The 22,852-nt window shown below is 49.8% G+C and carries 22 protein-coding genes; 12 read left to right on the forward strand and 10 right to left on the reverse strand.

Features of this window, described 5'->3' with window-relative positions; genetic code table 11:
- Nucleotides 1-30: 30 nt before the first annotated feature.
- Both EKO24_RS01625 and EKO24_RS01630 read left to right on the forward strand, forming a co-directional pair.
- Nucleotides 31-411 carry a DUF2784 domain-containing protein gene (locus EKO24_RS01625; protein ID WP_127027324.1) on the forward strand — a complete coding sequence of 127 codons (381 nt, stop codon included), beginning with the start codon at nucleotides 31-33 and terminating at the stop codon, nucleotides 409-411.
- Nucleotides 412-798: 387 nt separating this feature from the next.
- The gene (locus EKO24_RS01630; RefSeq protein WP_127027379.1) at nucleotides 799-1,275 is read left to right on the forward strand and encodes a CBS domain-containing protein; all 477 of its coding nucleotides are present in this window, start codon (nucleotides 799-801) and stop codon (nucleotides 1,273-1,275) included.
- A gap of 90 nt (nucleotides 1,276-1,365) precedes the next feature.
- On the opposite strand, the gene EKO24_RS01635 is transcribed toward EKO24_RS01630, so the two are convergent.
- From EKO24_RS01635 to EKO24_RS01670, 8 genes are all read right to left on the reverse strand, one after another.
- Nucleotides 1,366-1,659: a hypothetical protein gene (locus EKO24_RS01635; protein WP_127027323.1), complete on the reverse strand. Its 294-nt coding sequence runs from the start codon at nucleotides 1,657-1,659 to the stop codon at nucleotides 1,366-1,368.
- Nucleotides 1,660-1,794: 135 nt separating this feature from the next.
- Nucleotides 1,795-2,616, reverse strand: a complete 822-nt coding sequence (locus tag EKO24_RS01640; RefSeq protein WP_127027322.1) for a F0F1 ATP synthase subunit gamma — start codon at nucleotides 2,614-2,616, stop codon at nucleotides 1,795-1,797.
- The gene (locus tag EKO24_RS01645; RefSeq protein WP_127027321.1) at nucleotides 2,613-4,151 is read right to left on the reverse strand and encodes a F0F1 ATP synthase subunit alpha; all 1,539 of its coding nucleotides are present in this window, start codon (nucleotides 4,149-4,151) and stop codon (nucleotides 2,613-2,615) included. Before EKO24_RS01645 ends, EKO24_RS01640 begins: the two co-directional genes overlap by 4 nt.
- The gene (locus EKO24_RS01650) at nucleotides 4,138-4,887 is read right to left on the reverse strand and encodes a F0F1 ATP synthase subunit delta (protein ID WP_127027320.1); all 750 of its coding nucleotides are present in this window, start codon (nucleotides 4,885-4,887) and stop codon (nucleotides 4,138-4,140) included. The genes EKO24_RS01645 and EKO24_RS01650 overlap by 14 nt, the downstream gene beginning before the upstream one ends.
- Nucleotides 4,888-5,067: 180 nt before the next feature.
- Nucleotides 5,068-5,334: an ATP synthase subunit c family protein gene (locus tag EKO24_RS01655; RefSeq protein ID WP_127027319.1), complete on the reverse strand. Its 267-nt coding sequence runs from the start codon at nucleotides 5,332-5,334 to the stop codon at nucleotides 5,068-5,070.
- A 3-nt stretch (nucleotides 5,335-5,337) separates the two neighbouring features.
- Nucleotides 5,338-6,003 (reverse strand): F0F1 ATP synthase subunit A, encoded by a 666-nt coding sequence (locus EKO24_RS01660; RefSeq protein ID WP_127027318.1) that lies wholly within the window; start codon nucleotides 6,001-6,003, stop codon nucleotides 5,338-5,340.
- A gap of 15 nt (nucleotides 6,004-6,018) precedes the next feature.
- The gene (locus EKO24_RS01665; protein WP_241674359.1) at nucleotides 6,019-6,276 is read right to left on the reverse strand and encodes an AtpZ/AtpI family protein; all 258 of its coding nucleotides are present in this window, start codon (nucleotides 6,274-6,276) and stop codon (nucleotides 6,019-6,021) included.
- Nucleotides 6,273-6,683, reverse strand: a complete 411-nt coding sequence (locus EKO24_RS01670) for a F0F1 ATP synthase subunit delta/epsilon (RefSeq protein ID WP_127027316.1) — start codon at nucleotides 6,681-6,683, stop codon at nucleotides 6,273-6,275. Before EKO24_RS01670 ends, EKO24_RS01665 begins: the two co-directional genes overlap by 4 nt.
- A 287-nt stretch (nucleotides 6,684-6,970) precedes the next feature.
- Here EKO24_RS01670 and EKO24_RS01675 point away from each other — a divergent pair, with 287 nt between their 5' ends.
- The 6 genes from EKO24_RS01675 to EKO24_RS01700 all read left to right on the forward strand — a co-directional run bounded on the left by EKO24_RS01675 (nucleotide 6,971) and on the right by EKO24_RS01700 (nucleotide 15,726).
- Nucleotides 6,971-8,665 (forward strand): class I SAM-dependent DNA methyltransferase, encoded by a 1,695-nt coding sequence (locus EKO24_RS01675; protein ID WP_127027315.1) that lies wholly within the window; start codon nucleotides 6,971-6,973, stop codon nucleotides 8,663-8,665.
- Nucleotides 8,655-10,091, forward strand: coding sequence for an ATP-binding protein (locus EKO24_RS01680; protein ID WP_127027314.1), 1,437 nt, complete (start codon nucleotides 8,655-8,657; stop codon nucleotides 10,089-10,091). The genes EKO24_RS01675 and EKO24_RS01680 overlap by 11 nt, the downstream gene beginning before the upstream one ends.
- Nucleotides 10,092-10,255: 164 nt before the next feature.
- Entirely contained in the window at nucleotides 10,256-10,486 is a 231-nt protein-coding gene (locus tag EKO24_RS22265) for a hypothetical protein (RefSeq protein ID WP_154671567.1), read from the forward strand.
- On the forward strand, nucleotides 10,483-11,883 hold the full coding sequence (locus EKO24_RS01690) for a restriction endonuclease subunit S (protein WP_127027312.1): 1,401 nt from the start codon (nucleotides 10,483-10,485) through the stop codon (nucleotides 11,881-11,883). The genes EKO24_RS22265 and EKO24_RS01690 overlap by 4 nt, the downstream gene beginning before the upstream one ends.
- 45 nt (nucleotides 11,884-11,928) lie before the next feature.
- The gene (locus tag EKO24_RS01695) at nucleotides 11,929-12,423 is read left to right on the forward strand and encodes a winged helix-turn-helix transcriptional regulator (protein WP_206667189.1); all 495 of its coding nucleotides are present in this window, start codon (nucleotides 11,929-11,931) and stop codon (nucleotides 12,421-12,423) included.
- A gap of 153 nt (nucleotides 12,424-12,576) precedes the next feature.
- Entirely contained in the window at nucleotides 12,577-15,726 is a 3,150-nt protein-coding gene (locus EKO24_RS01700) for a type I restriction endonuclease subunit R (RefSeq protein ID WP_127027311.1), read from the forward strand.
- A 55-nt stretch (nucleotides 15,727-15,781) separates the two neighbouring features.
- Here the strand turns inward: EKO24_RS01700 and atpD are convergent, their stop codons facing one another.
- Nucleotides 15,782-17,176: a F0F1 ATP synthase subunit beta gene (gene atpD / locus EKO24_RS01705; RefSeq protein WP_127027310.1), complete on the reverse strand. Its 1,395-nt coding sequence runs from the start codon at nucleotides 17,174-17,176 to the stop codon at nucleotides 15,782-15,784.
- A 657-nt stretch (nucleotides 17,177-17,833) separates the two neighbouring features.
- Between atpD and EKO24_RS01710 the strand changes: the two genes are divergently transcribed.
- The 4 genes from EKO24_RS01710 (at nucleotide 17,834) to EKO24_RS01725 (ending at nucleotide 21,744) form a co-directional block, all read left to right on the forward strand.
- Nucleotides 17,834-19,453, forward strand: coding sequence for a tetratricopeptide repeat protein (locus EKO24_RS01710; RefSeq protein ID WP_127027309.1), 1,620 nt, complete (start codon nucleotides 17,834-17,836; stop codon nucleotides 19,451-19,453).
- Between the two features lie 12 nt (nucleotides 19,454-19,465).
- The gene (locus EKO24_RS01715; RefSeq protein WP_127027308.1) at nucleotides 19,466-20,155 is read left to right on the forward strand and encodes a sensor histidine kinase; all 690 of its coding nucleotides are present in this window, start codon (nucleotides 19,466-19,468) and stop codon (nucleotides 20,153-20,155) included.
- A gap of 159 nt (nucleotides 20,156-20,314) precedes the next feature.
- On the forward strand, nucleotides 20,315-20,851 hold the full coding sequence (locus tag EKO24_RS01720; RefSeq protein WP_127027307.1) for a methylated-DNA--[protein]-cysteine S-methyltransferase: 537 nt from the start codon (nucleotides 20,315-20,317) through the stop codon (nucleotides 20,849-20,851).
- The gene (locus EKO24_RS01725) at nucleotides 20,848-21,744 is read left to right on the forward strand and encodes a DNA-3-methyladenine glycosylase family protein (protein ID WP_127027306.1); all 897 of its coding nucleotides are present in this window, start codon (nucleotides 20,848-20,850) and stop codon (nucleotides 21,742-21,744) included. Before EKO24_RS01720 ends, EKO24_RS01725 begins: the two co-directional genes overlap by 4 nt.
- An 18-nt stretch (nucleotides 21,745-21,762) precedes the next feature.
- Here EKO24_RS01725 and corA read toward each other — a convergent pair whose 3' ends face one another.
- Nucleotides 21,763-22,827: a magnesium/cobalt transporter CorA gene (gene corA / locus EKO24_RS01730; RefSeq protein WP_127027305.1), complete on the reverse strand. Its 1,065-nt coding sequence runs from the start codon at nucleotides 22,825-22,827 to the stop codon at nucleotides 21,763-21,765.
- Nucleotides 22,828-22,852: the final 25 nt, after the last annotated feature.

Raw genomic sequence — 22,852 nt, forward strand, 5'->3', positions numbered from 1 at the left:
GCGTAAGCCAAATATATTTCTATATTCCAAATGATCTATCGGTTCCTGGCGGATTTTGTCCTTGTTTTTCATCTCCTGTTTATTGTATTTGTTATTTTTGGCGGCTTGCTTGCGTTTCGTTGCCGCTGGCTTGTATTAGCCCACATACCGGCGGCCCTTTGGGGAGCGTATATCGAATTGGCCGGAGGACTGTGCCCGCTTACGGCGGTGGAAGTCAGGCTCAGGCGGATTGCCGGCGATACCGGCTATTCCGGCAGTTTTATTGAGCACTACGTTTTACCCGTCATCTATCAGGCCGGACTCACCAGAGACATTCAATTCGGGATGGCTGGCTTGGTCGTTTTGATCAATATTGCAATATACGGCACGCTGGTTTATCGCTTACAGAAAATAGCCGCAAACCACAGCTGACGCGCCCGTTGCGGAATGGGCTCAAGATTCCCTGATTCCGTTTTGAAATGGGGTATAGGTCATTAATTACAACGGGCGCGTGAATATATCCCTGTTACAGAAGCCTTTTCAATCAACCGCCTACATCCATTAAAGCTGAGTTGGGCAGCTTGTCTGCTCAAATCCTACTTATGCGCTTTGGGTATAAATTTTGATAGGGGAGTAGATACCTGATTTTCTAATAAAACCGGCTTCTTACGTACAATTGCCGATTCTGGCGGCGCGGATTTTAAAATAGAATGCCCCTGCCGGAAATTAGGCGCAGTTGGAAAGAAAGAGGGCGGCACGCCTATTCCGGACGCCGTTTTGTTTGAACACTTCTATCTTAACTCAGCAGAGGATATGACGATGTCTATTGGTGAGTTTTGCAATCGCGAAGTCGTGTTCGCGACCAGAGAGATGAATTTACCCGAAGCGGCGAAACTGATGCGCGAGTATCATGTCGGCGATCTTGTGATAGTCGACGAGCTTGATAGTCAACGGGTGCCGGTCGGCATTATTACCGATCGCGATATGGTTGTCGGCGTTATTGCACAATCCCTGGATGTTAACGAGTTCTGCGTCGGAGATATTATGGGCCCGCAACTGGTCAGCGTACAGGAGCAGGAAGGTGTGTTTGAAACCATTCGTTTGATGCGGACCAATGGAATCCGTCGTGTTCTTGTGGTTAATGAGGAAAAAGGACTGGTAGGTATTGTATCGGCGGATGATATTCTGGATCTTCTGGCAGAGGAGATGAATGAGTTGGCGAAAGTCGCTCCGCGCGAACAGCAGCGGGAGGCTAAAACAAGAGTTTTTTTACATAGCCAAAATATAGGATCATAGCCATTGACTGCCGATGCTTAAAAAAACCTTCATCGTTTATCAACGATGAAGGTTATCTGTAAATAGCTATATTTTGCTTGTATCGACCTATCAGTTTCCGGCATTTTTCGCGTTAGCTCGCATTCCATAAATCGAATAAACAACGATGATAATTAAATAGACGCTGAGAGCCGTCATCAATTCACTGGGTTTCTCGGCTGAAGCTTGAGGAATCGTATGGCTGTTGACGCTTTCGGTAGCCAGACGAGTTAGCGGTGAATGTTGCGGATTCAGCTCTATTTTGTCCTGCGTAGTAATCTTCGGTTCTTCCTGAACTTCAGCAGCGAAAGCGTTAAACGACAAGGTTAATACGGCCAGGTAAGTTAATATGCTTTTCATCTTCATGGATTGCCCGCCTGCAAAAGAACGTTGGTTGGAAAAAGATAGCGATACGAAACTATTATCTGCCTATTTTTTCAGGAAGACAACATTTATTATGGCGTTTCACCGGAGCGGGGCGGCGGACTATTATGCCGTAAGCTACAGATTTTCCGTGTTCAGCAAAATAACTTCAATTTCTTCGGTAATTTCTTCCTGGCGATAAATTTGCGATTTTCTTTGCAGCTTTACTGTTTGATCGTCCAGATGATTCACCGCGCCTTCCAAATGTTGCAGACGGCTATTGTTTTCGGCCATCAGCGAGATATAAAAGATCTGATGCAGCGCGGCAAACAGATAATGCTCGATCAAGTCTGCGAAGAATCCGCCGGGTTCCAGATTCAGTACCGGCGGGTTGCGGTAATGAACGGTATTTTTATCCCGTTCGGTAAAAGGCGGAAAGATCTGCCGCCGGCGGATCTGATTGGCGCCGTTATCGTGATAAACAATAGTCAGTTGTAATGTGGATTTGCCGTGTAACGTGCCGATCGTGTCGATCAGCCGATTAATGATCGTAGGGACTTCTTCGGCCACATTCGCGCCTTCGAGGGTTGCGACGGTCTTGGTGTTTAGGCCGTCTTCGAGCCGGCTGCAAAGCCGGCTGCCGATCGCAATGATGCCGGTATAAGCTTGATCTGAGACGGCATTAATCAGGCTTTCGTTAAAATCGCCGCAAAATCCGCGTTCCGAGCCCAGCAGAATACAAAACTTCGCGGCATGATCGCTCGGCGTTTCAAGTCCTGGATAAAAGTTCAGAAAATCCAGCGCAGCATGTTCGATATTAGCCACAACCTGGCTTTGCATGGTTTTAAAACGCTGTAATTTATGCGTTTCCATGAAAGCCAGCATTTTCATCGAATTTAGAATACTGCGTATCTCTTTCAACTGGCCGATATGCAGTTGCAGTTCGCGGCTCAGGCTCATAGCGTTTTATACCCAAAGGGCATAAGTTTCGTTTGAGCGGACCAGCCGCTTAACTCAGCTTTAGTATTAAGCCATTCGTTGACGGCCTGTTGCCATTGTTCGGGGCTGCTGTCCAAGGTCAGTGCAGTGCTATTAATGTTTTCATCAATGCTAGCCAGCATCTTGGGAATGTCTTCAGGAACGGCTTGGTTAAACAGTCCGGCGTTAAATGCGGTCAGCCAAGCCAGTTGAAACAGGTTGCTGAGCGGTGTCAGCCGGTCCTGTTTCAGTATTTCCCGCAGCAACCGGCCTCGTTTGATTCTTGCTTCCATCGACGCTTCCAGGCGCTGGCCGAAACGGGTGAAGACTTCCAATTCCAAAAATTGCAGGTAATCCAATTTCATCTGTCCGGCTTGATCGCGAATGCTCATATCCTGGGCTTTTCCGCCTATTCGCGATACAGAGCGGGTAATGTCGATGGCCGGGCGGAATCCCGATACGAACAAGTCGTTATCCAGATAGATTTGCCCGTCGGTAATCGAAATCAGGTTGGTCGGAATATAAGCCGCAATTTCTCCCTGTTTGGTTTCGATGATCGGCAATGCGGTCATGCTGCCGCCGCCGTTTTCGGCATTCAAGCTGGTCGAACGCTCGAGCAGGCGCGAGTGGACAAAGAAAATATCGCCAGGATAAGCCTCGCGTCCGGGCGGCCTTCGCAGCAATAGCGACAATTCCCGGTAAGTCCTGGCATGCGTCGATAAATCGTCGTAAATAATCAGCGTATCCCGGCCCTGCGCCATCCAATATTCGGCCAGCGCGCAGCCGGCAAACGGGGCGATATATTGCAAGCCGGGCAGGGTGCTGGCCTCGGCGACCACGCAAACGGTATAGTCCAATGCGCCGTGATTTTTCAATGTTTCAATCGTGTTGACAACGGCAGAGCGCTTCTGGCCGATCAGCACATAGATGCACAATACGTTTTTGCCTTTTTGGTTGACGACCGTGTCGATAGCGATTGACGTTCTGCCCAGACCTTCATCTCCGACGATCAGCTGCCGTTGCCCTTTGCCTATCGGAATCAGCGTGTCGATAATTTTTATGCCGGTATACAGCGGCTTATGGACGAAATCGCGAGTGATGATCGGCGGCGAGCCTTTTTCCATGCTTTCGCGTGCTGTCTGCACGGGCGGAAGCTGTCCGTCCAGCGGGGTTCCCAGCGGGTCGATAATCCGGCCTAAAAATTCATCGCCGACCGGTATGCTAAGCGAGTGCCGGGAAAGATGAACCGTCGTGCCTGCTGTCAGCGCTTCGGTTTCGTACAGTAAAATTGCGCCGATCCGGTCGCGGTTAAGGTCGAAAACCATGCCCCGGCTGCCGTCGGCAAAATCCAGGATGTCTTCGATAGCCGCGGAGGGCAAGCCTTTGATCCAACTGATGCCGTCGCCGACCGAAACGACCGTGCCTTGTTCGGCAATGCGCAGCCCCGGTTGATAATTGGCCAGCCACTCGGCCTGTTTGTCCAGTAGGCTGGTAGGCGCGTTTTCAATCCTGTCCATTGGCAATCTCGGCAAAGCCTGTCAGTTCGTGTTGCAAGTTAGCATTCAATACCCAAGCGCCGATGTCGATACGCAGGCCCGCGATCAGTGCATTATCTTGATGATATTGAAAATTGAGGGAGTTGCCGGTTAATGCGCCGAGCTTTTGTTCCAGTTGTTGGCCCATTTCGGCAGACAGCGGATAGGCGCTGGTGATCTTGACAGCTACCGATTTTTTGTTTCCCTGCGCAGTCAAACATTGCCTGCACGCTTCCGGCAAGGTTGTCAGGTTGTCCAACAGCAGCGTAAATAAACGGGCTTCCAATTCAGGCCCTGCAGACTGGCTCAGCAACATCGCGGCAAATTTGGCGCCGTTCAGCAAGGCCTGTTTTTCGCTTTGTTCTTGCAACTCCCGTTGTTGTTTTGACAGCAACACATTGGCCCTTTGCCGTTCCTGTTCGAAATCGGCATTCAGCTTTTCCTGATGGGCTTTCCTTTCGGCCTCGAGTTGGCGGTGCAGGGCGGTGATTGCAGCCTGTTTTTCTTGTTCCCATAATTTTTGCCGGTTTTCATACAGGCTGCATTGTTGCTCCGCTTGTTGTTTCAGGCTTTTTGCATCGTTAAGCGATTGATCGATGAACTGCTTACGCTTGGCAATGACTTCCAGCAACGGCTTATAAAAAAGCCGCTGCAAAATCCAGATCAGGACCAGGAAATTGATGATTTCAAAAAAAAATGTCGACAGGTTGAATTCCATATGCGCTTTATTGGCTTGTTTGGTTAGTCGGTGATAAATAGAACACGAATGATACGGATAGGACGGATTTACACGGGTTTTTCAATAAGGGTATGAATTTTAGTGCTGCTTTGAAACTGAAAAAATCCCCGATTAGCTGTGATTATCAGTCAAATCCGCGTCATCCGTGTTCCATCCCAATCACTTAACAATATATTCAAGCAACGGATTCCGGAATAGCACGATCAAAATAATAACCAGACAATAAATAGCCAATGACTCGATCATCGCCAGTCCGATAAACAAGGTGCGCATGATCGACTGCTCCGATTCCGGCTGCCGCGACAAGGCTTCCAACGCGCTGGCGATGGCTTTGCCCATCGCCAGCGCGGGCAGCATGACCCCCAACGCAATGCCGATAATGGCAGCGATGCTGGATCCAAGGACAATCGAGGCAATGTCTGACATAAGTTACTCCTGTGAATTTAAATGTTGGGATTGTATGGCGCTGGCTAAGTAAATCAGCGCCAGCATGCCGAAAATATAGGCCTGTACCAGCGCTTCAATGATATGCAGCATTAAAATCGGAATCGGCGCCAGGAATCCCGCTACCAATAATATCAACATTGCCGCCATTTCCAGGCTCATCATGTTGCCGAATAAACGAATAGCCAGCGCCAAAGTGCGGGTAAACTCGCTGATAATATGGAAAGGCAGCAAAATCGGGCTGGGATGCAAATAATGGCGCAGATAATTTTTAAAGCCCTGGGTTCTGATGCCGTACCAGTGTACCGAGAAGAATACCAAGATTGCCAATGCCGAGGTCACCGAAAGATCGCGGGTTGGCGAATGCAAGCCCGGTATTAAGCTGAGCAGGTTGGCAACGATCAGGAACAGCCAAACCGTCGCGATAAAAGGCAGAATTTTTCGTCCGTGTTCCGGTGCGACAGCGAGGATGGCCTTGTCAATCGTCACGACAATGCCTTCAACAGTGGCTTGCAACTTACCCGGCAGCATCTCCAGATGCCGGGTTGAAAGCCAGGCTAATACAGCAATGACCAGCATGATGCCCCAGGTGGTAATGACTGATGCGCTTATGATTATTGGGCCGATAGCAAAAGTAAATTGGTTTTCCATGATTCAACCGAGACCTTACTCTTTAATTAGAAAATACACGTTAAAAATCCCAATCACTAAGCCGGCAAACAATAAACTGATTGTCCAGTGCGTCGAATAACCTTCCACCTTATCGTCCAACCAATGGCCTAAATATACGGCGCCGATAATAGGCAATATCATTACCAAGCCTAATGTGCCAACCGACGGCAGGCTCTGGCGATGATTACGCTCTGCCTTCCTGATGCGTTTGACCTGGCGTTCAATCTTGTTTTTGAGTTGTTGACTGTTCATAACTGCCATCCGGTTTTACGTTTTAGCGTCAGCATGCGTTTTATCATAGCCTGCTCCATTCGATGCAGGCTTTCCCTTGTCGCACGCAGATTTTCCTCTTCGGCGATCAATTGCTCTTCCAATAAGGTACTGATTCGCTCGAGGTCGGTATCGACCAGGAAATGCCGGGTGCTGATTGTCAACTCGTTGTTATTGAAATAGGCGACCGCGCCCGGCAGAGCCAGATATTGCCAATCGTCGGAGTCCAGGCGAAAGCGCGCCAAGCCGAAAACCAGCGTCGTCATGAAGCGCGCATGGTGGGCTTTAATACCGAAACTGCCTGAAGCATCCTCGCCGACAAATGAAGTCACGCCGTTGATGCGCCGTTCATGGCTGGCGTCAAACAGGTTGAGTACGAATCGGTTCATCGAGACAGGAAGAAGATGTGGACGATAACCCTCTTCGGGTTATGCGTTTCGGTAATTATTCCGGTGGCTTGACCGTGTTTTGGTTGTATCTGCAAACTGTTCAAAAGAAGCTACTCCAACGTATCGGAACGAGTCTTGATAGAAATTTACTTAAAATGTGCCCGTATAGCAAACAATTCGGATGATTTAGAGAGTGGGCCGGTATTGCAAATCAACGCCTCAGGGAAAGGTATGGTATGAAATGATATGATACGACTTGTTTCGTTTGCTTAACAATCAAGAAAACCATGAATACCTCAGAACAGCAATTTTTAAACGCGCTTGACGATAAGCTTTGGAAAGCCGCCGACAAACTGCGCAGCAACCTGGATGCAGCCAACTATAAGCATGTCGTGCTTGGCCTTATTTTCTTGAAATACGTTTCCGACGCGTTTGAAGAGCGACAAAACGAGTTGAAAGAGTTGTTTCAAAAAGACCGCGACGACAACATCTACTTCATGCCGCGCGAAGATTACGATTCCGACGAAGACTACCAACAAGCCATCGCCGACGAGCTGGAGCTGCTGGATTACTACCAGGAAAAAAACGTTTTCTGGGTGCCGAAAACGGCCCGCTGGAGCACGTTAAAAAGCGCCGCCGCTTTGCCGATAGGTTCGGTCGTTTGGCAAAACGAGCAGGGCGAAGACGTCAAGCTACGCTCTATCTCCTGGCTGGTCGATAACGCGCTGGATGAAATCGAAAAAGCCAACAGTAAGCTGAAAGGCATCCTGAACCGCATCGGCCAGTACCAACTGGACAACGACAAACTGATCGGCCTGATCAACAGCTTTTCCGACACCAGCTTCCGTACCCCGGAATACCGCGGCCAAAAACTGGAACTGCACAGCAAGGACATTCTCGGCCATGTCTACGAATACTTCTTGGGCCAGTTTGCATTGGCCGAAGGCAAGCAAGGCGGCCAATATTACACCCCGAAAAGCATCGTCACACTGATCGTCGAAATGCTCGAGCCCTACAAAGGCCGTGTCTACGATCCGGCGATGGGCTCCGGCGGCTTTTTTGTTTCCAGCGACAAATTCATCGAAGAACACGCGAAGGAAAAACACTACAACCCGGCCGAGCAGAAAAAACATATCTCTGTGTACGGCCAGGAAAGCAACCCGACCACCTGGAAATTGGCGGCGATGAACATGGCGATTCGCGGCATCGACTTTAACTTCGGCAAAAAGAATGCCGACACCTTCTTGGACGACCAGCACCCCGATCTTCGCGCCGACTTCGTGATGGCTAACCCGCCGTTCAACATCAAAGACTGGTGGCACGCCAAATTGGAAGGCGACGTACGCTGGAAATACGGCACGCCGCCGCAAGGCAACGCCAACTTCGGCTGGATGCAGCACATGCTGCATCATCTGGCACCGACCGGCAGCATGGCCTTGCTGCTGGCGAACGGCTCGATGAGCTCGAACACCAACAACGAAGGCGAAATCCGCAAAGCCTTGATCGAAGCCGATTTAGTCGAATGCATGGTCGCATTGCCGGGGCAATTGTTTACCAACACCCAAATCCCGGCCTGTATCTGGTTTTTGACCAAAGACAAAAGCAGTAAAGCGGACCGTCGCGGCCGTACCTTGTTTATCGATGCCCGCAGCCTCGGTTATATGAAAGACCGCGTGTTGCGCGACTTCACCCAAGTCGACATTGCAAAAATTGCCGAGACTTTCCATGCCTGGCAGCGCGGTTCAGGCTATCAGGATCAACCCGGGTTCTGCTTTTCGGCCGAACTAAAAGACGTCCAAAAACACGACTTCGTGCTGACGCCGGGCCGCTATGTCGGCGCGGCCGAGCAAGAAGACGACGGCGAACCGTTTGCTGAAAAAATGGCGCGCTTAACCGCACAGTTGAAAACCCAGTTTGCCGAAAGCGATCGTCTGGAAGCGGAGATCAAAAAGAATCTGGCGGGATTGGGTTATGAGCTCTAAGCATCCGCTGCTGGCGGAAATTTTGCAAGGCGAAAGCAAAATCCTGGAGTTCAAAGCGGAACTGCCCAAAGGCGATCAACTGGCTAAAACGCTGATTGCCTTTGCCAATACCAGCGGAGGGAAACTGGTCATCGGCGTCGATAACAACCAGCAACTGGTAGGCTTGCGTAATGCGGACATCTTTGACTTGCAAGACAAAATAGCCTCAATAGTCCATGAGCTTTGCAGTCCTAATCTGTTGCCCGAAATCTACATTGAAAATGTAACCGGCACAGAACTGTTGGTCGTCGAAGTGTCCCGCGGCGCGTTGTTGCCGTATTACCTAAAGCCCAAAGGGCGCGAGCAAGGCACCTATATCCGTTTAGGTGCAACCAACAGGCAGGCCTCGTTGGACTACATCCAGGAACTGGAACGCCAGAGGCTTAACATTAGCTTCGACGAACAGATCGATTACAGCCAGTCCTTGGCAAGTTTGGACCTCACGTCGCTGCAAGTGCGATTTAGCCAAACCGGTAAAGTATTAAACGATGACAAACTACTGAACTTGCGCCTGATCCGGCGTGAACAAGGCCGGGATTATCCAACGCACGGTTTGTTGATCTTGTTGGGCCGTTATGAACATGTAGAAACCAAGTGCAGCCGATTTAAAGGCAACACCATGGCCGTGTTCCTCGATAAAAAAGAGTATCGCGGCGACCTCTTTTATCAGCTTGAGCAAACCGAGCTGTTTATCAAAAACCACCTGCACCTTAAAGCCGAAATTCTTGGCCTGCAACGCACTGAAAGTTACGAAATCCCGATGCCGGCAATTCGCGAAGCCTTGGTCAATGCCGTGCTGCATCGCGATTACAGCAATTTCGGCCGCGATATAAAAGTAGGGATTTATGACGACATGCTGAATGTCGTATCCCCCGGCGGCCTGCCCAACGGCCTGACAGAAGCCGACCTGCAACAAGGCCGTTCCGAAATCCGCAACCGCGTCTTGGCCCGAGTATTCAAGGAACTGGGATATATTGAGCAATGGGGCAGCGGTATTGGCCGGATTAAAGCGATGTGCCGGGAAGCGGGCAACGCGGAGCCGAAGATTCAGGAACGCGGCGATTTTGTCGATTGGGAGTTTTATCGCTTAGAGCATTTTGACAATGCGATTTCTGAAGCCGGTCTAAAGGTAGAGAAAGGTGGCTCAATAGGTGGCTCAATAGGTGGCTCAATAGGTGGCTCAATACCCGATGAGGCCGATTTAACCGAACGGCAACAACAGGTATTAGCCTTGATCAAAGCAGATAGCCAAATGCCTTACCGCAAAATGGCTGAGTGTATGGGGATCAATGAATCCGCCTTAAAAAAGCACCTTAACAAGCTGAAAGAGGCCGGTTATATCCGTCGTATCGGCGGTACACGCGGCTACTGGGAGGTAAAGCAATGACATCCGAAAAAATGGCGTGGTTAACCGGCAGATTAAAAGAATATTCCACCTCGTTCCCACGCGTTGCGCGGGAATGCAGTCAAGGTGCGCTACGCCGCGAGTCACGCCCAACATCTTGTGTATACAGGACGCAGCACGTCCGGCACGGCATTCCCACGCAACGCGTGGGAACGAGAGAACATGCCCAGTTCGGCTTGGTGCGAGACTTCTTCACGCTGGTTCCCAAGCTCCAGCTTGGGAACCCAGGTGGCGAAGCTTCAGCTTTGCGAGACGGGAAGCTGGAGCTTCCTGCACTGAATTCCCAAGCTGAAGCTTGGGAACTAGCGCAAACGTTGTGGACGGGGCAGCATGCCTCGTCCGGCTTGGGTAAAGAATTCGAGAGGGGGGGGCTATGAGCATCGATAGGTCAGAGAAAATAACGGATCTTGTTGACTTCAATCCCAAGAGATTAATTCAGAAAGGGCATATTGCACCTTTTGTTGACATGGCTGCATTGTCAGTTGATAGTCGGGACATCAGTGTAATTGATGAAAGACAGTTTAATGGTGGCGGGGCAAAATTTAAAAATGGTGACACATTATTTGCTCGTATTACCCCTTGTTTAGAAAACGGTAAAACTGCAAAAATATCAGGTTTATCAGATAAAGCTATCGCACATGGATCAACTGAATTTATTGTGATGGCAGCAAAAGACCCAATTTACGATGAAGATTATGTCTATTACTTAGCCAGATTACCCGAGTTTCGTTCTTATGCTCAGGCGCGGATGGAAGGCACATCAGGTAGGCAACGTGTATCATGGCAATCACTTGCTGAGTTTAAGTTTGATTTTCCGCCTAAAGAAACTCGTAGGCAGATAGGCGCTTTTCTAAAATCTATAGACGACAAAATCGCCCTCAACACCCAAACCAACCAAACCCTGGAAGCCATTGCCCAAGCGATCTTTAAAAGCTGGTTTGTCGATTTTGAGCCGGTCAAAGCCAAAATGGCGGTGTTGGAAGCGGGCGGCGCGGCTGTCGATGCCGAACGCGCCGCGATGTCTGCGATTTCCGGTAAAGACGAAGCCGCGCTAAGCCAACTGCAAACCGAACAACCTGACGCCTACGCCGAACTCGCCCAAACCGCCGGCTTATTCCCCGCCGAGATGCAGGATTCGGAATTGGGCGAGATACCGGAGGGCTGGGAAGCCAAAGCTTTGGGGTACTTTTTGGAGATAAAACGTGGCGGATCACCTCGGCCTATTCAAGACTTTATGGTGCCTACAGGTTATCCATGGGTAAAAATTGCAGATGCGACTGCTGACAAAAGTCCTTTTTTATTTGAAACCAAAGAGTTTATAAAAGAGAAAGGATTGAAAAAAACGGTTTACCTTAAAAAAGGAGCGCTAATTCTTACAAATAGTGCAACTCCAGGATTACCTAAATTTCTTGAACTAGATGCTTGTATACATGATGGTTGGCTTTATTTCCCTGAAAAGAGAGTTTTTTCAGACGCGTACTTATATTTTTTATTTTTAAAGATTAGGGGGGAATTGATTGCTCAAGGAAATGGAAGTGTTTTCACGAATTTAAAAACAGATATTCTACGAAATCAGATAGTTTTAGTTCCTAGCCTTAAAGTTATTGAGACATTTACAAAATCAGTGGCCAGCATTCTTGAGAATATGAAATCAAATTGTATTGACTCCCGTATTTTATCTAACTTGCGAGACACTCTCCTTCCCAAACTCCTATCCGGCGAACTAACCCTACCCCAAGCCGAAAATGTATCATCCGAACCCAACCATGATTAATACGCTGGAAGACATTGCCGCACTGTCCGAATCTGTCGATCTGGAATGCAAGCTGGCAGCGGGGCAGGACGGCAACGGGGCGAAAGCGATTGCCGCAACCGTACGCTGCACCAGATGTTTTTGATGCTGGGTTTGGGCGAGCGCGCGGGTTCGGGGTTGCCGAAAGTACGGGCGGCTTGGGAGAATGCCGGTTTTAAGGTCGATATAACCGATACCTTCGAACCTTACGACCAGACGCTGTTACGGATTGAGCGAGCAGGCCCAGCCAAAACTACCCAGAAAAAAACTACCCAGAAAAAAACTGCCCAGAAAAAGACTACCCAGAAAACTATCGCTAGGCAGCAGGCGATTCTGGAAGTAATACAAAACAATCCTCATGCGTCCAGGGTAGAGATTGCCGACGCGTTGGGAGACCTTACCGCCGATGGCGTGAAATACCATTTGCAGCGCTTGCAGCAGGTCGGCGTGATAGTGCGGGTCGGCGCTGACAAGGGCGGCTATTGGCAAGTCTTAAACGTTACAGGACAGACCGATGAGTAAAACGAGGTAGTGCGGATTTCATGCGATACCCCCCATGAGAGCCCACAAGATACCCCCCAAGTTGTTAAGCTTTTGATTAACGCCAAAGCAAATTACAGCCATATCGGCTAATGCGCTGCTATGCAGAGAATTAAACAAAACGGAATAAAAACAATGAACGAAGAACAACTGGAAAAGCTTTGTCTGGAATGGTTCAGGGATATTGGCTGGGAGACGGTTTACGGCCCGGACATAGCCCCGGACAGCGATAACCCGATGCGCAGCGATTACCGCGAGGTGTTGCTGGAAGCCGAGTTGGAAGCGGCTTTTACCCGCATTAATCCGCATTTGCCGGCCGGTTGTTTCGAGCAGGTTTTGGCTAAGCTGAATAAGCCGGGAAGCTTGGATTTGCTGACCAATAACCGCGCTTTTCACCGTTTTTTGTTGCAAGGGATTCCGGTCGAATTCAAGCGCGATGATGGGCCGGTCTACGATCATGCGTTTTTGCTGGATTTCGATAAAGTCGGGCAAAACCGCTTTTTGGCGGTTAACCAATTTACCGTGACCGGCAGCAAGCAGCCGCGCCGCCCCGACGTGGTGTGTTTTATCAACGGTTTGCCGTTCGCGGTGCTGGAGCTGAAAAGCCCAAGCAATGAGAACGCCGATATTGGGGATGCGTTCAACCAATTGCAAACTTATAAAGATGAAATCCCGGACCTGTTTGTTTGTAACGAAGCCTTGGTGGTCAGCGACGGTTTCACGGCGCGGGTGGGCTCGCTGACCGCCAATCAAGAGCGTTTCCTGCCTTGGCGCACGATCAAGCATGAAGACGACAAGCCGCGGTTGGAGTGGCAATTGGAAACCTTAGTGCGCGGTTTTTTCGATCGCGAATTATTCCTTGATTACCTGCGTTTTTTTATCCTGTTTGAAAGCGATGGCGAGACCATCATCAAGAAAATCGCCGGTTACCACCAGTTCCATGCGGTGCGCGAAGCTGTCAAAGCCACGGTGATTGCCGCGCGGGAGGTTCAGGGCGTCACCGAAAAGCGCGCGACTTACGGCGACGAAGTAGTGTCCGGCAGCAAAAAAGCCGGTGTCGTTTGGCATACGCAAGGCTCAGGTAAGAGTATTTCGATGTGCTGTTATGCCGGTAAATTATTGCAGCAAGCGGAAATGAACAACCCAACTTTGGTGGTAGTCACCGACCGCAACGATCTGGACGGGCAACTGTACGCAACGTTCTGCAATGCGCAGGAGCTGTTAAAGCAAACGCCGGTGCAGGCCAACGACCGCGACGAACTGCGCCGCTTGCTGGCGGAACGCGAATCGGGCGGCATTATTTTCACCACCGTGCAAAAGTTCGCGTTGCTTGATGGCGAATCCGAACATCCGTTGCTGAACGGCCGCCATAACATTGTGGTGATGTCCGATGAAGCGCACCGCAGCCAATACGGTTTGAAAGCCGTGTTAACCAAAGAGGGCGCGTATAAATTCGGCTACGCGAAGCATATGCGCGATGCGCTGAAGAATGCGTCGTTTATCGGTTTTACCGGCACGCCGATTGCGCAGGAAGATAAAGATACCCGCGCGGTATTCGGCGAATACGTGTCCGTTTACGACATTCAGGATGCGGTCGAGGACGGCGCGACGGTGCCGATTTATTACGAGTCCCGCTTGGCGAAGCTGGACTTGAATCATGCCGAAATTAACGCGCTGTCCGAACAAGTCGAAGAACTGGTCGAAGACGACGAAGACATCGGTGCGCGCGAAAAAACCAAAGGCGAATGGAGCCGCCTGGAAAAGCTGGTCGGCGCAACGCCGAGGCTGAAACAGGTTGCCGCCGACTTGGTCGCGCATTTTGAAACCCGCACCGAGAGCATGGACGGCAAAGCGATGATCGTCGGCATGAGCCGCGATATTTGCGCGCATTTGTACAATGAAATTGTCGCTCTGCGTCCCGGCTGGCATGATCCCGATCCGGAGAAAGGCGTAATCAAAATCGTGATGACCGGTTCGGCGTCGGACAAGCCGTTGTTGCAGCCGCATATCTACAACAAGCAGACCAAGAAGCGCTTGGAAAAACGTTTTAAGGATCCGAACGACCCGATGAAGTTGGTTATCGTGCGCGATATGTGGCTGACCGGCTTCGATGCGCCGTGTTGCCATACCATGTACGTCGACAAGCCGATGAAAGGCCATAACCTGATGCAGGCAATTGCGCGGGTCAACCGGGTGTTTAAAAACAAGCCGGGCGGTTTGGTCGTCGATTACATCGGCATTGCCAATGAACTGAAGCAAGCGCTGAAAATCTATACCGACGCGAAAGGCAAAGGCGAACCGGCTTTGCGCGCCGAAGAAGCTTATGCGGTTCTGGCCGAAAAAATGGATGCGCTGCGCGGCCTGTTTGCGAAGACGGCGCAAGCCGACGGTTTGGACATCGGCGGTTTTGAAACCCAGGCGCACAGGCTGTTGGTGCCTGCGGCCAACTACATACTGGGCTTGAACGACGGCAAGAAGCGCTTTCTTGATTTGGTATTGGCCGCAACGAAAGCTTATTCGTTATGCGGCACGCTCGATGAAGCAAAGGTGTTGCGCAAGGAAATCGCGTTTTATGCGGCGCTGAAGGCAGCTATCGCTAAATTCACCAGCGTCGACAGAAAGCGCACGCAGGAAGAGAAGAATTCCGCGCTTAAGCAAATTCTGGATAACGCGGTTATTGCCGAAGGCGTGGCTGATGTGTTCGCATTGTGCGGTCTGGATAAGCCGAATATCGGATTATTGTCGGATGAGTTTTTGGAGGATGTCCGGCGCATGCCGCAACGCAATTTTGCTGTGGAGCTGTTGGAAAAACTGCTGAAAGACGGTATTCAAGCCAAGACCCGCAATAACGTTGTGCAACAGAAAAAGTACGCCGAGCGCTTGCAGGAAACATTACGCAAGTACAATAACAGGGCGATTGAAACGGCGCAGGTCATTGAAGAGCTGATCCAGATGGCGAAGGATTTCCAGGCCGAGATGGCGCGTGAAGCCGAGCTGGGTTTAACGCCGGATGAAGTGGCTTTTTACGACGCGCTGGCGAATAACGAAAGCGCGGTGCGCGAATTGGGCGACGAGACGTTAAAGAAAATAGCGGTCGAGATCACCGAAAAGCTGCGTAAATCAACGACCGTCGATTGGCAGGTGCGCGACAGCGTGCGCGCCCAGCTAAAGATATTGGTCCGGCGCACGTTGCAACGCTACAAGTATCCGCCGGACAAGGCGGCGGAAGCGGTTGAATTGATCATGAAGCAGGCCGAAACGTTGTCGGATTCATGGACATCGTAGGCTCTTATCTAAAGCCTGAATGATTGGTTTCGCGGACAAATTGCCGTTTCCAGGTTCATGCGCTATCCCGCATCGAGCCGCGCATGTAGCATTGCTGTTCGCTTAGATCGTCATATTTTCCGGCCAGGAAGTCTTCGCAGTCGGTCAAGGTTTGTTCCAGCGGCACTGAAACGCCGGTTTGCTTGGTATGCTCGGACAAAACCGAAAACGGCTGCGTCAGGTAGCGTTGCAATTTACGGGCGCGGGTGACGATTTTACGGTCGGCTTCGGCCAACTCTTCAATGCCGAGCATCGCGATAATATCCTCCAGTTCATGATAGCGCGCCAGATGTTCGCGAACGCCTTTGGCAACCGTATAGTGGCGCTCGCCCAAGGTATGTTTATCCATCAGTTTGCTGCTGGAGCGCAACGGGTCGACGGCCGGGTAAATACCTTTGCTGGCTTGGTCGCGGGACAGGATGACCGTAGTATCCAGATGGCTCAGGATTGCGCTGACCGCCGGGTCGGTCATGTCGTCGGCCGGTACGTAGACCGCTTGCACCGAGGTAATCGCACCTTGCCGGGTAGACAGGATACGATCCTGCAACTCGGCGACTTCCGAGGTTAAGGTCGGCTGGTAACCCACCGTCGCGGGCATCCGGCCCAATAAACTGGAGATTTCGCTGCCGGCCTGGACGAAGCGGAACACGTTGTCGACGACAAAAAGCACTTCTTTACGCAGGCTGTCGCGCAGGTATTCGGCGTAAGTCAGCGCCGATAGCGCAACCCGGAAACGCACGCCGGGCGATTCGTCCATTTGCCCGAACACCATCAGCGTGTCTTTCATGACGCCGGCCTGCTGCATTTCCCGCCATAATTCATGCGCTTCGCGGATGCGCTCGCCGACGCCGCCGAACACCGAAACGCCTTTGTGGATCGCAGAAACCGCATGGATAAATTCCATGACCAGCACGGTTTTGCCGACGCCTGCGCCGCCGAATAACCCGGTTTTGCCGCCTTTTACAAAAGGGCAGAGCAGGTCGATGACTTTAATGCCGGTTTCCAAAATGCCGCTGATACCGATCGCTTCGGATAAGGGCAGCGGTTTGGCGTGAATATTACGGAATTCGGTTTTAGGCAAAGAGGCCTGTCCGTCCAACGGTTCGCCGAATATGTTCAGTAAGCGTCCCAGGCATTGCTCCGATACCGGGATGTGCAACGGCGCGCAGGTATCGTAGACGGTCATGCCGCGGCTTAAGCCGGCCGTACCGTGCAGCGTAATAGCGCGGATATGGCGTTCGTCAAGATGTTGATGGACTTCGAAAAGATACAGCGAGTGGTCGAAGCTGGTACATAATGCCTGATGTAGCGGCGGCAGAGAACTGCAGTCGATAATCACGACCGGCCCATGCACTTCCACGATGGTGCCGATAACTTGACCGTAATTTTGTTGTATCTGCAAATTTTCCAATGGCGCGTACTCCAACGAATCTTTATAAAAGTTACTTAAAAGCCTAATCTAATTAAGCGGCATCAATAATGGCAGGCGGCAATGATCTTAACGATAGAACACGGGTTGACACGGATTTTTACGGTGTTCATTTCTTAATTTATCTCGCTAAAGTTTTCCGGTATTTTGGAGTGCAAGCTCTGCTTGCAAAGCAGGCAGAGCCTGCACTCCGGTTTTGAACGAGGATTGGAAGCTGATATTCAGGTACTTATCCGTGGCATCCGTGTTCTCTTTTAGCCGCCTATCCGTGTACCTTAACGAATTAGCGCGCTTATAAAATACCAGCCTATCGCAAGCAATGCATCCTGTTCTCGACATCAGCCGGATAAATGGCAGCGCTGCTCATTAAAAATTATAGCGATTTTTTATGCTCGAGATGATGCGTGAATTCGGGCGAACAATCGCGGTAGGCAATTGAAAATATACAAAACACGGATTTGGCAATGTTAGTTTTTGAATTAGCTTGGTCGTTAATTTTCTATATTTTTCAACTACATGCTTGGCTTTTATTACTATCTAAGCACAAGCTTTAAGTATAAGATTAGCGTTGAAACTAGGAATTTCGGCTTTTTCGAGCCCCGGCACACAAATAAAGACAAGGTTAAAGTTAATCCGCTTATGGCAGTAGACCTCTCTTCGAAAAAAGTATTGATCATCGAAGATCAAGCGCCTATGCGCGATGCTATCAAGCAGATAGTGGGTTCATTGGGAGCGCGGTTTATTGTTACTGAAGAATCCGGCAGCAATGCGATAGTCGCGATGCGAAATCACAAATTCGATATTGTGCTTTGCGATTACAACCTGCTTGGCGAGAAAACCGGGCAGCAAGTTCTGGAAGAGGCCCGCTACCTTAAATTATTGCCGCTCAGCTCCATCTTTATCATGGCTACAGGCGAACATCGCCTGGAATTAGTGTTGAGCGCTGTCGACAATAAACCCGACGAATATTTAATTAAACCTTTTAGCGCAAAACAATTATCAAGCCGTATTGAAAAATGCCAAGTCCGCAAAGATTACTTGGCCTGCGTTGAAAACGAGATAGATAAAGGCAACCTTTATCAAGCCATTCATCAGTGCGAAAAATTGCTTCGGCAAGACGACAAGAAAATGCACATGCAACTGTTGAAAATGCAGGCGGAATTGTTGGTTAAAGTCGGCGATCTTAATAAGGCCGAGCAAATTTACCTCGACGTTAAACAGCAAAGAGAATTTCCCTGGGCTAAATTGGGGCTAGGAGTGGTCGCTTTTCATCGTGGCGATTATGTTCGGGCGATTAAAATTCTTGATGAGGTTATCGAGCAGCATCCGATGATGTTGGAGGCTTATGACTTGCTGGCAAAATCCTATGAATTGATCGGCGACGATGAGCAGGCTTTATCGTCGGTTAATTCGGCGGTTGAATTGTCGCCCAGGTCTATTTTGCGACAAAAAAAATTGGCTGTGCTGGCCGACAAAACCGACAATCTGTTTATCGCCAAAAAAGCCTATATGGCCACTATTAAACTGGGTAAAAACTCCATACACAAATCGCCGACCGATTACTCCGGTTTGGCCAATATTTATTTAAAAACCGATTTCAGCGACAAAGCGCTGCAAGTGGTGCGCGAGCTAAATCAACAATTTCATAATGATCCTGAAGCAATGATCAGGTCTGCCTTGTTGGAAGCCGATATTTATCAAACCAAAGGCCATATGGAGTTGGCCCTGCAAGCCCAGGAAAAAGCTTTTAAATTAAATAAGCAATTCAATAAGCAGCTATCCAGGGAGCTGCGCATGGAAATGGTAAGAGAGTGTTACTTGAGCGGCGATACGGAAACCAGCAATGAGATGCTTAACGATTTAGTCACCGCTAATATCGATGACAAGCTTTTTATCAAAGATTTGTTAACAATGTGCGGCGATTTTGTCGGTGACAATCATGCGGAAATATTGGTCCAGAAAGTAAAAAGAGACCTCGTCAACATCAACAATAAAGGCGTTAGCCTGTTCCAGGAAGGCAACATCCGGAAAGCTATTGCGTTGTTCGAAAAAGCGTTAACGTTAATGCCGGATAATCACACGATTATTTTGAATTTGGTAAAAACGTTGATATATGAAATGAAAACATCCAAGCCCGACCAGGAAAAAGTCATGCATGCTCAATCCTATATCAACAAAGCCATTCAATTAGGCATCCCGCACAATAAAGTCAGTGTAATCCAGACAGAGCTGGACGCTATTCTCTCTACAATCAACTAATACATCGTCAAAATGTCTAATACTCCTATGCAGCCTATCGATTTTTCCGCGCTTCTGGCGTCCTCAGTGCATGACCTGAAGAACTCATTGCATGCCCTTAGGGAGCTTATTTGCCAGCTTGAGAGTTTCTTTCCGGAGCAAAAGCCTGACGAATTAAAACAGTTAAATTTTGAAGCGAACCGGATGAACAACAATCTCATGCAGTTGCTGACGCTTTATAAAATAGGTTTATCGCAATGTACTCCAACCATAGACGAGAATTACGCCGTTGACATATTGGAAGATATTGTCGACCAGCATTCCACATTACTGTCTTTAGGCAATGTTGAACTCATTACCGAATGCGATAGCGATTTGATGTGCTATTGCGACAGCGCGATGATCAGCAATGCGCTTTGTACGATAGTCAATAATGCGCATCGCTATTGCCAAAGCAAAGTCCTGATTTCCGCGTCCCAGGAACAGGATTATGTAGTTTTCAGCATTGAAGACGATGGCGCGGGTTATCCGGAAAGCCTGATGTCGTCCGATGGGCAACAACAACTTCCTCAGGTTGATCTGGGGACCGGCAATACAGGCTTGGGATTGTTTTTTACCAGAACCATTGCGCGACTTCATGCGAATGCCGGCAAGCAAGGTTTTATTGAAACCGATAATAACAGCCGGCTTGGCGGCGCCAGGTTTAGGCTTTACTTGCCGTAAAAACCGAAGTCGATAAATATAAGTTAAAAGCCAGTAATTTACGCCGAACGTCCGGGGTCGAAAGCAATATCCGCAGTTGACTAATCCTACGAATCGGTAAAATATCCGGCATGACTATCCTTTCAGGAGCCAACATGAACCGTATTAAGATTGCAAACAATGGCCGATTCGCGCGCTCGATCCAAACCGGCTGTTAGCGGCCGGATCGGCTTTGCTTTGGGTAAATGTTCAATGGGGGCGATTTTGCTTGCTCTCAGCAAAAAGGGCGTTTGTGCGATTTTACTGGGCGATAACCCTGAGGCGCTGATCCTCGATTTACAAGACCGCTTTCCGCAAACTGAATTAATAATTGATGATAGCGAGTGCGAACAATGGCTCGCTCAAGTCGTCAGTTTTGTCGAAGCTCCGGTGCTGGAGCTTGATTTACCGTTGGATATTCGCGGTACCGAATTTCAGCGCAAGGTATGGCAGGCTCTGAGGCAAATTCCGATCGGCCAAACCGCGAGTTACACCGACATTGCGCAACGCATCGGAGCGCCTAAAGCAGTGCGGGCCGTAGCAAGCGCCTGTGCGGCCAATAGTTTGGCGGTGGCGATTCCTTGTCATCGCGTGGTGCGATTGAACGGCAATTTATCGGGTTACCGTTGGGGCATTGAACGCAAGGCCGAATTGCTGCGGCGGGAAAGCAAAGTATGAATACAGTCAATTGTTCGTTACCGTTGCCGGATGATTTCCGTCCCGACGATATGTTGAAGTTTCATCAGCGCGATGTATTGGCGGTTGCCGAACGTGTAGATGCCGGTAGCTTGAGCAAAGGCATACTTTGGAACGGTTCACCGGCTTGTTTGAGCATACGTTTTGAAACGTCCTGCGCTCAGGTGGAATTGGCGATTAACGGCATAGCGGTTGCCGGCGATGCCGAAACATTGCGTAAGTTGGGGCAACGCATGCTGGGTTTGGATCAGTCGATAGAGGAATTCGAACAGCGTTATCGCGATCATCCGCAGTTGGGCATCTTAATCGCCGGCCAGTCCGGTTTGCGGGTGCCGGTCACGGCGTCGATTTTCGAAGCGTTGAGCTGGGCAATTATCTGCCAGCAAATCAGCGTCAGGGCCGCGGTAGCGATACGGCGCAAATTGATTCAATTGGCGGCGTTGCGCTATTCAGGCGGTTTATATTGTTATCCGGACGCACGGCATGTGGCTGATTTTAGCGAAAGCGATTTGCGCCAAGCCGGATTTTCACAAAGCAAGGCTCGATGCTTGCTGGCGGTGAGCCGGATGATCGCCGCCGGCGATTTGGAGCTGGAATATAGCGTCGATGAATTGCCGGTTGACCGGGTATGCGAACAGCTACTGCGTATACGCGGCATCGGCCCTTGGACTGTCAATTATGCGTTGTTGCGCGGTTTCGGCTGGCTGGACGGATCGCTGCACGGCGATATTGCCGTGCGGCGCGGTTTGCAAAAGCTGCTGGCCATTGCCGAACCGGTCGGCGAGCAGCAAGCCCGGCAATGGTTGGCCCCATTTTCGCCGTGGCGAGCGCTGGTCGCCGTGCATCTTTGGACGTTCTTGGCCGCCTTGGCTTGAAGCCGTCGATGCCATTGACTAAATCCATTTCTTTTTCTTAAAAAACCTGAGCAAAAATACCGATACGCCGATAAACACGCCCCATAACGCCGGGTAGCCCCATTTCCATTGCAGTTCCGGCATGTACGCGAAATTCATGCCGTAGACGCCGGCGATAAACGTTAACGGGATAAAGATCGACGCAAACACGGTCAGGATTTTCATCGTTTCGTTCATTTTGTTGCTGACGCTGGACAAATAAATGTCCAGCATGCCGGCGATCAAATCCCGGTAGGATTCCATCGCTTCACTGACGCGGATGACGTGGTCGTAAATATCGCGGAAGTAGCGCTTGGTTTTTTCATTCAGCAGCGGCGATTCGCTACGTTGAACGGCGGCCAACAGTTCCCGCAACGGCGATACGCTGCGGCGCAGGAAAATCAGTTCGCGTTTGATTTTCTGGATAGTGTTCAGGGTTTGCGCCGACGGATTGTTCAGCAACTCATCTTCAACACTTTCAATCAACTCGTCGAAAGTATCCTGCAACGAGAAATACTCGTCGACGATGGTATCCATGATGATATAGGTCAGGTAATCGGCGCCGAGATTCCTGAGATGGCTTTTATCGTTGTTTAATCGGCTGAAGATCGGGTCGAATAGCGCATCCGGTTTTTCCTTGAACGTAAAAACGAATTTATCCAACAGCAATAGACTGACTTGTTCATACTCGATATTGAATTCATCTGCGGCCAGCGAAATCGCTTTGATGACGATATATAAGTAATCGTCAAACTCCTCGAATTTCGGGCGCTGATGGGTGTTAAGAATGTCTTCCAGCACCAGTGCATGAATATCGAAATGTTGTCCGATCGCATCGATAATCGACACGTCTTTCAGGCCGTCGATAATCACCCAGGTAACTGTATCGGTGGTTTGGTAGGGCGGAAGTTCCTCAATGTTCTTGATCGTGCGCCTGGTCAGCGTCGATTTGTTGTAATCGATGACGGTGATTTTATGTTCGTGTTTATGCACCTCGCCGACATGCACCAGCGAGCCGGGCGGAAGCCCCGATTTTTCGGAAGCGGAACTTAGCGATTCAGACATGGTTTATCCTTGGTTAAGAAAAGGG

Origin of the sequence: Candidatus Methylobacter oryzae (genome assembly GCF_003994235.2) — a bacterium.
Classification (GTDB): Bacteria; Pseudomonadota; Gammaproteobacteria; order Methylococcales; family Methylomonadaceae; genus Methylobacter_A; species Methylobacter_A oryzae.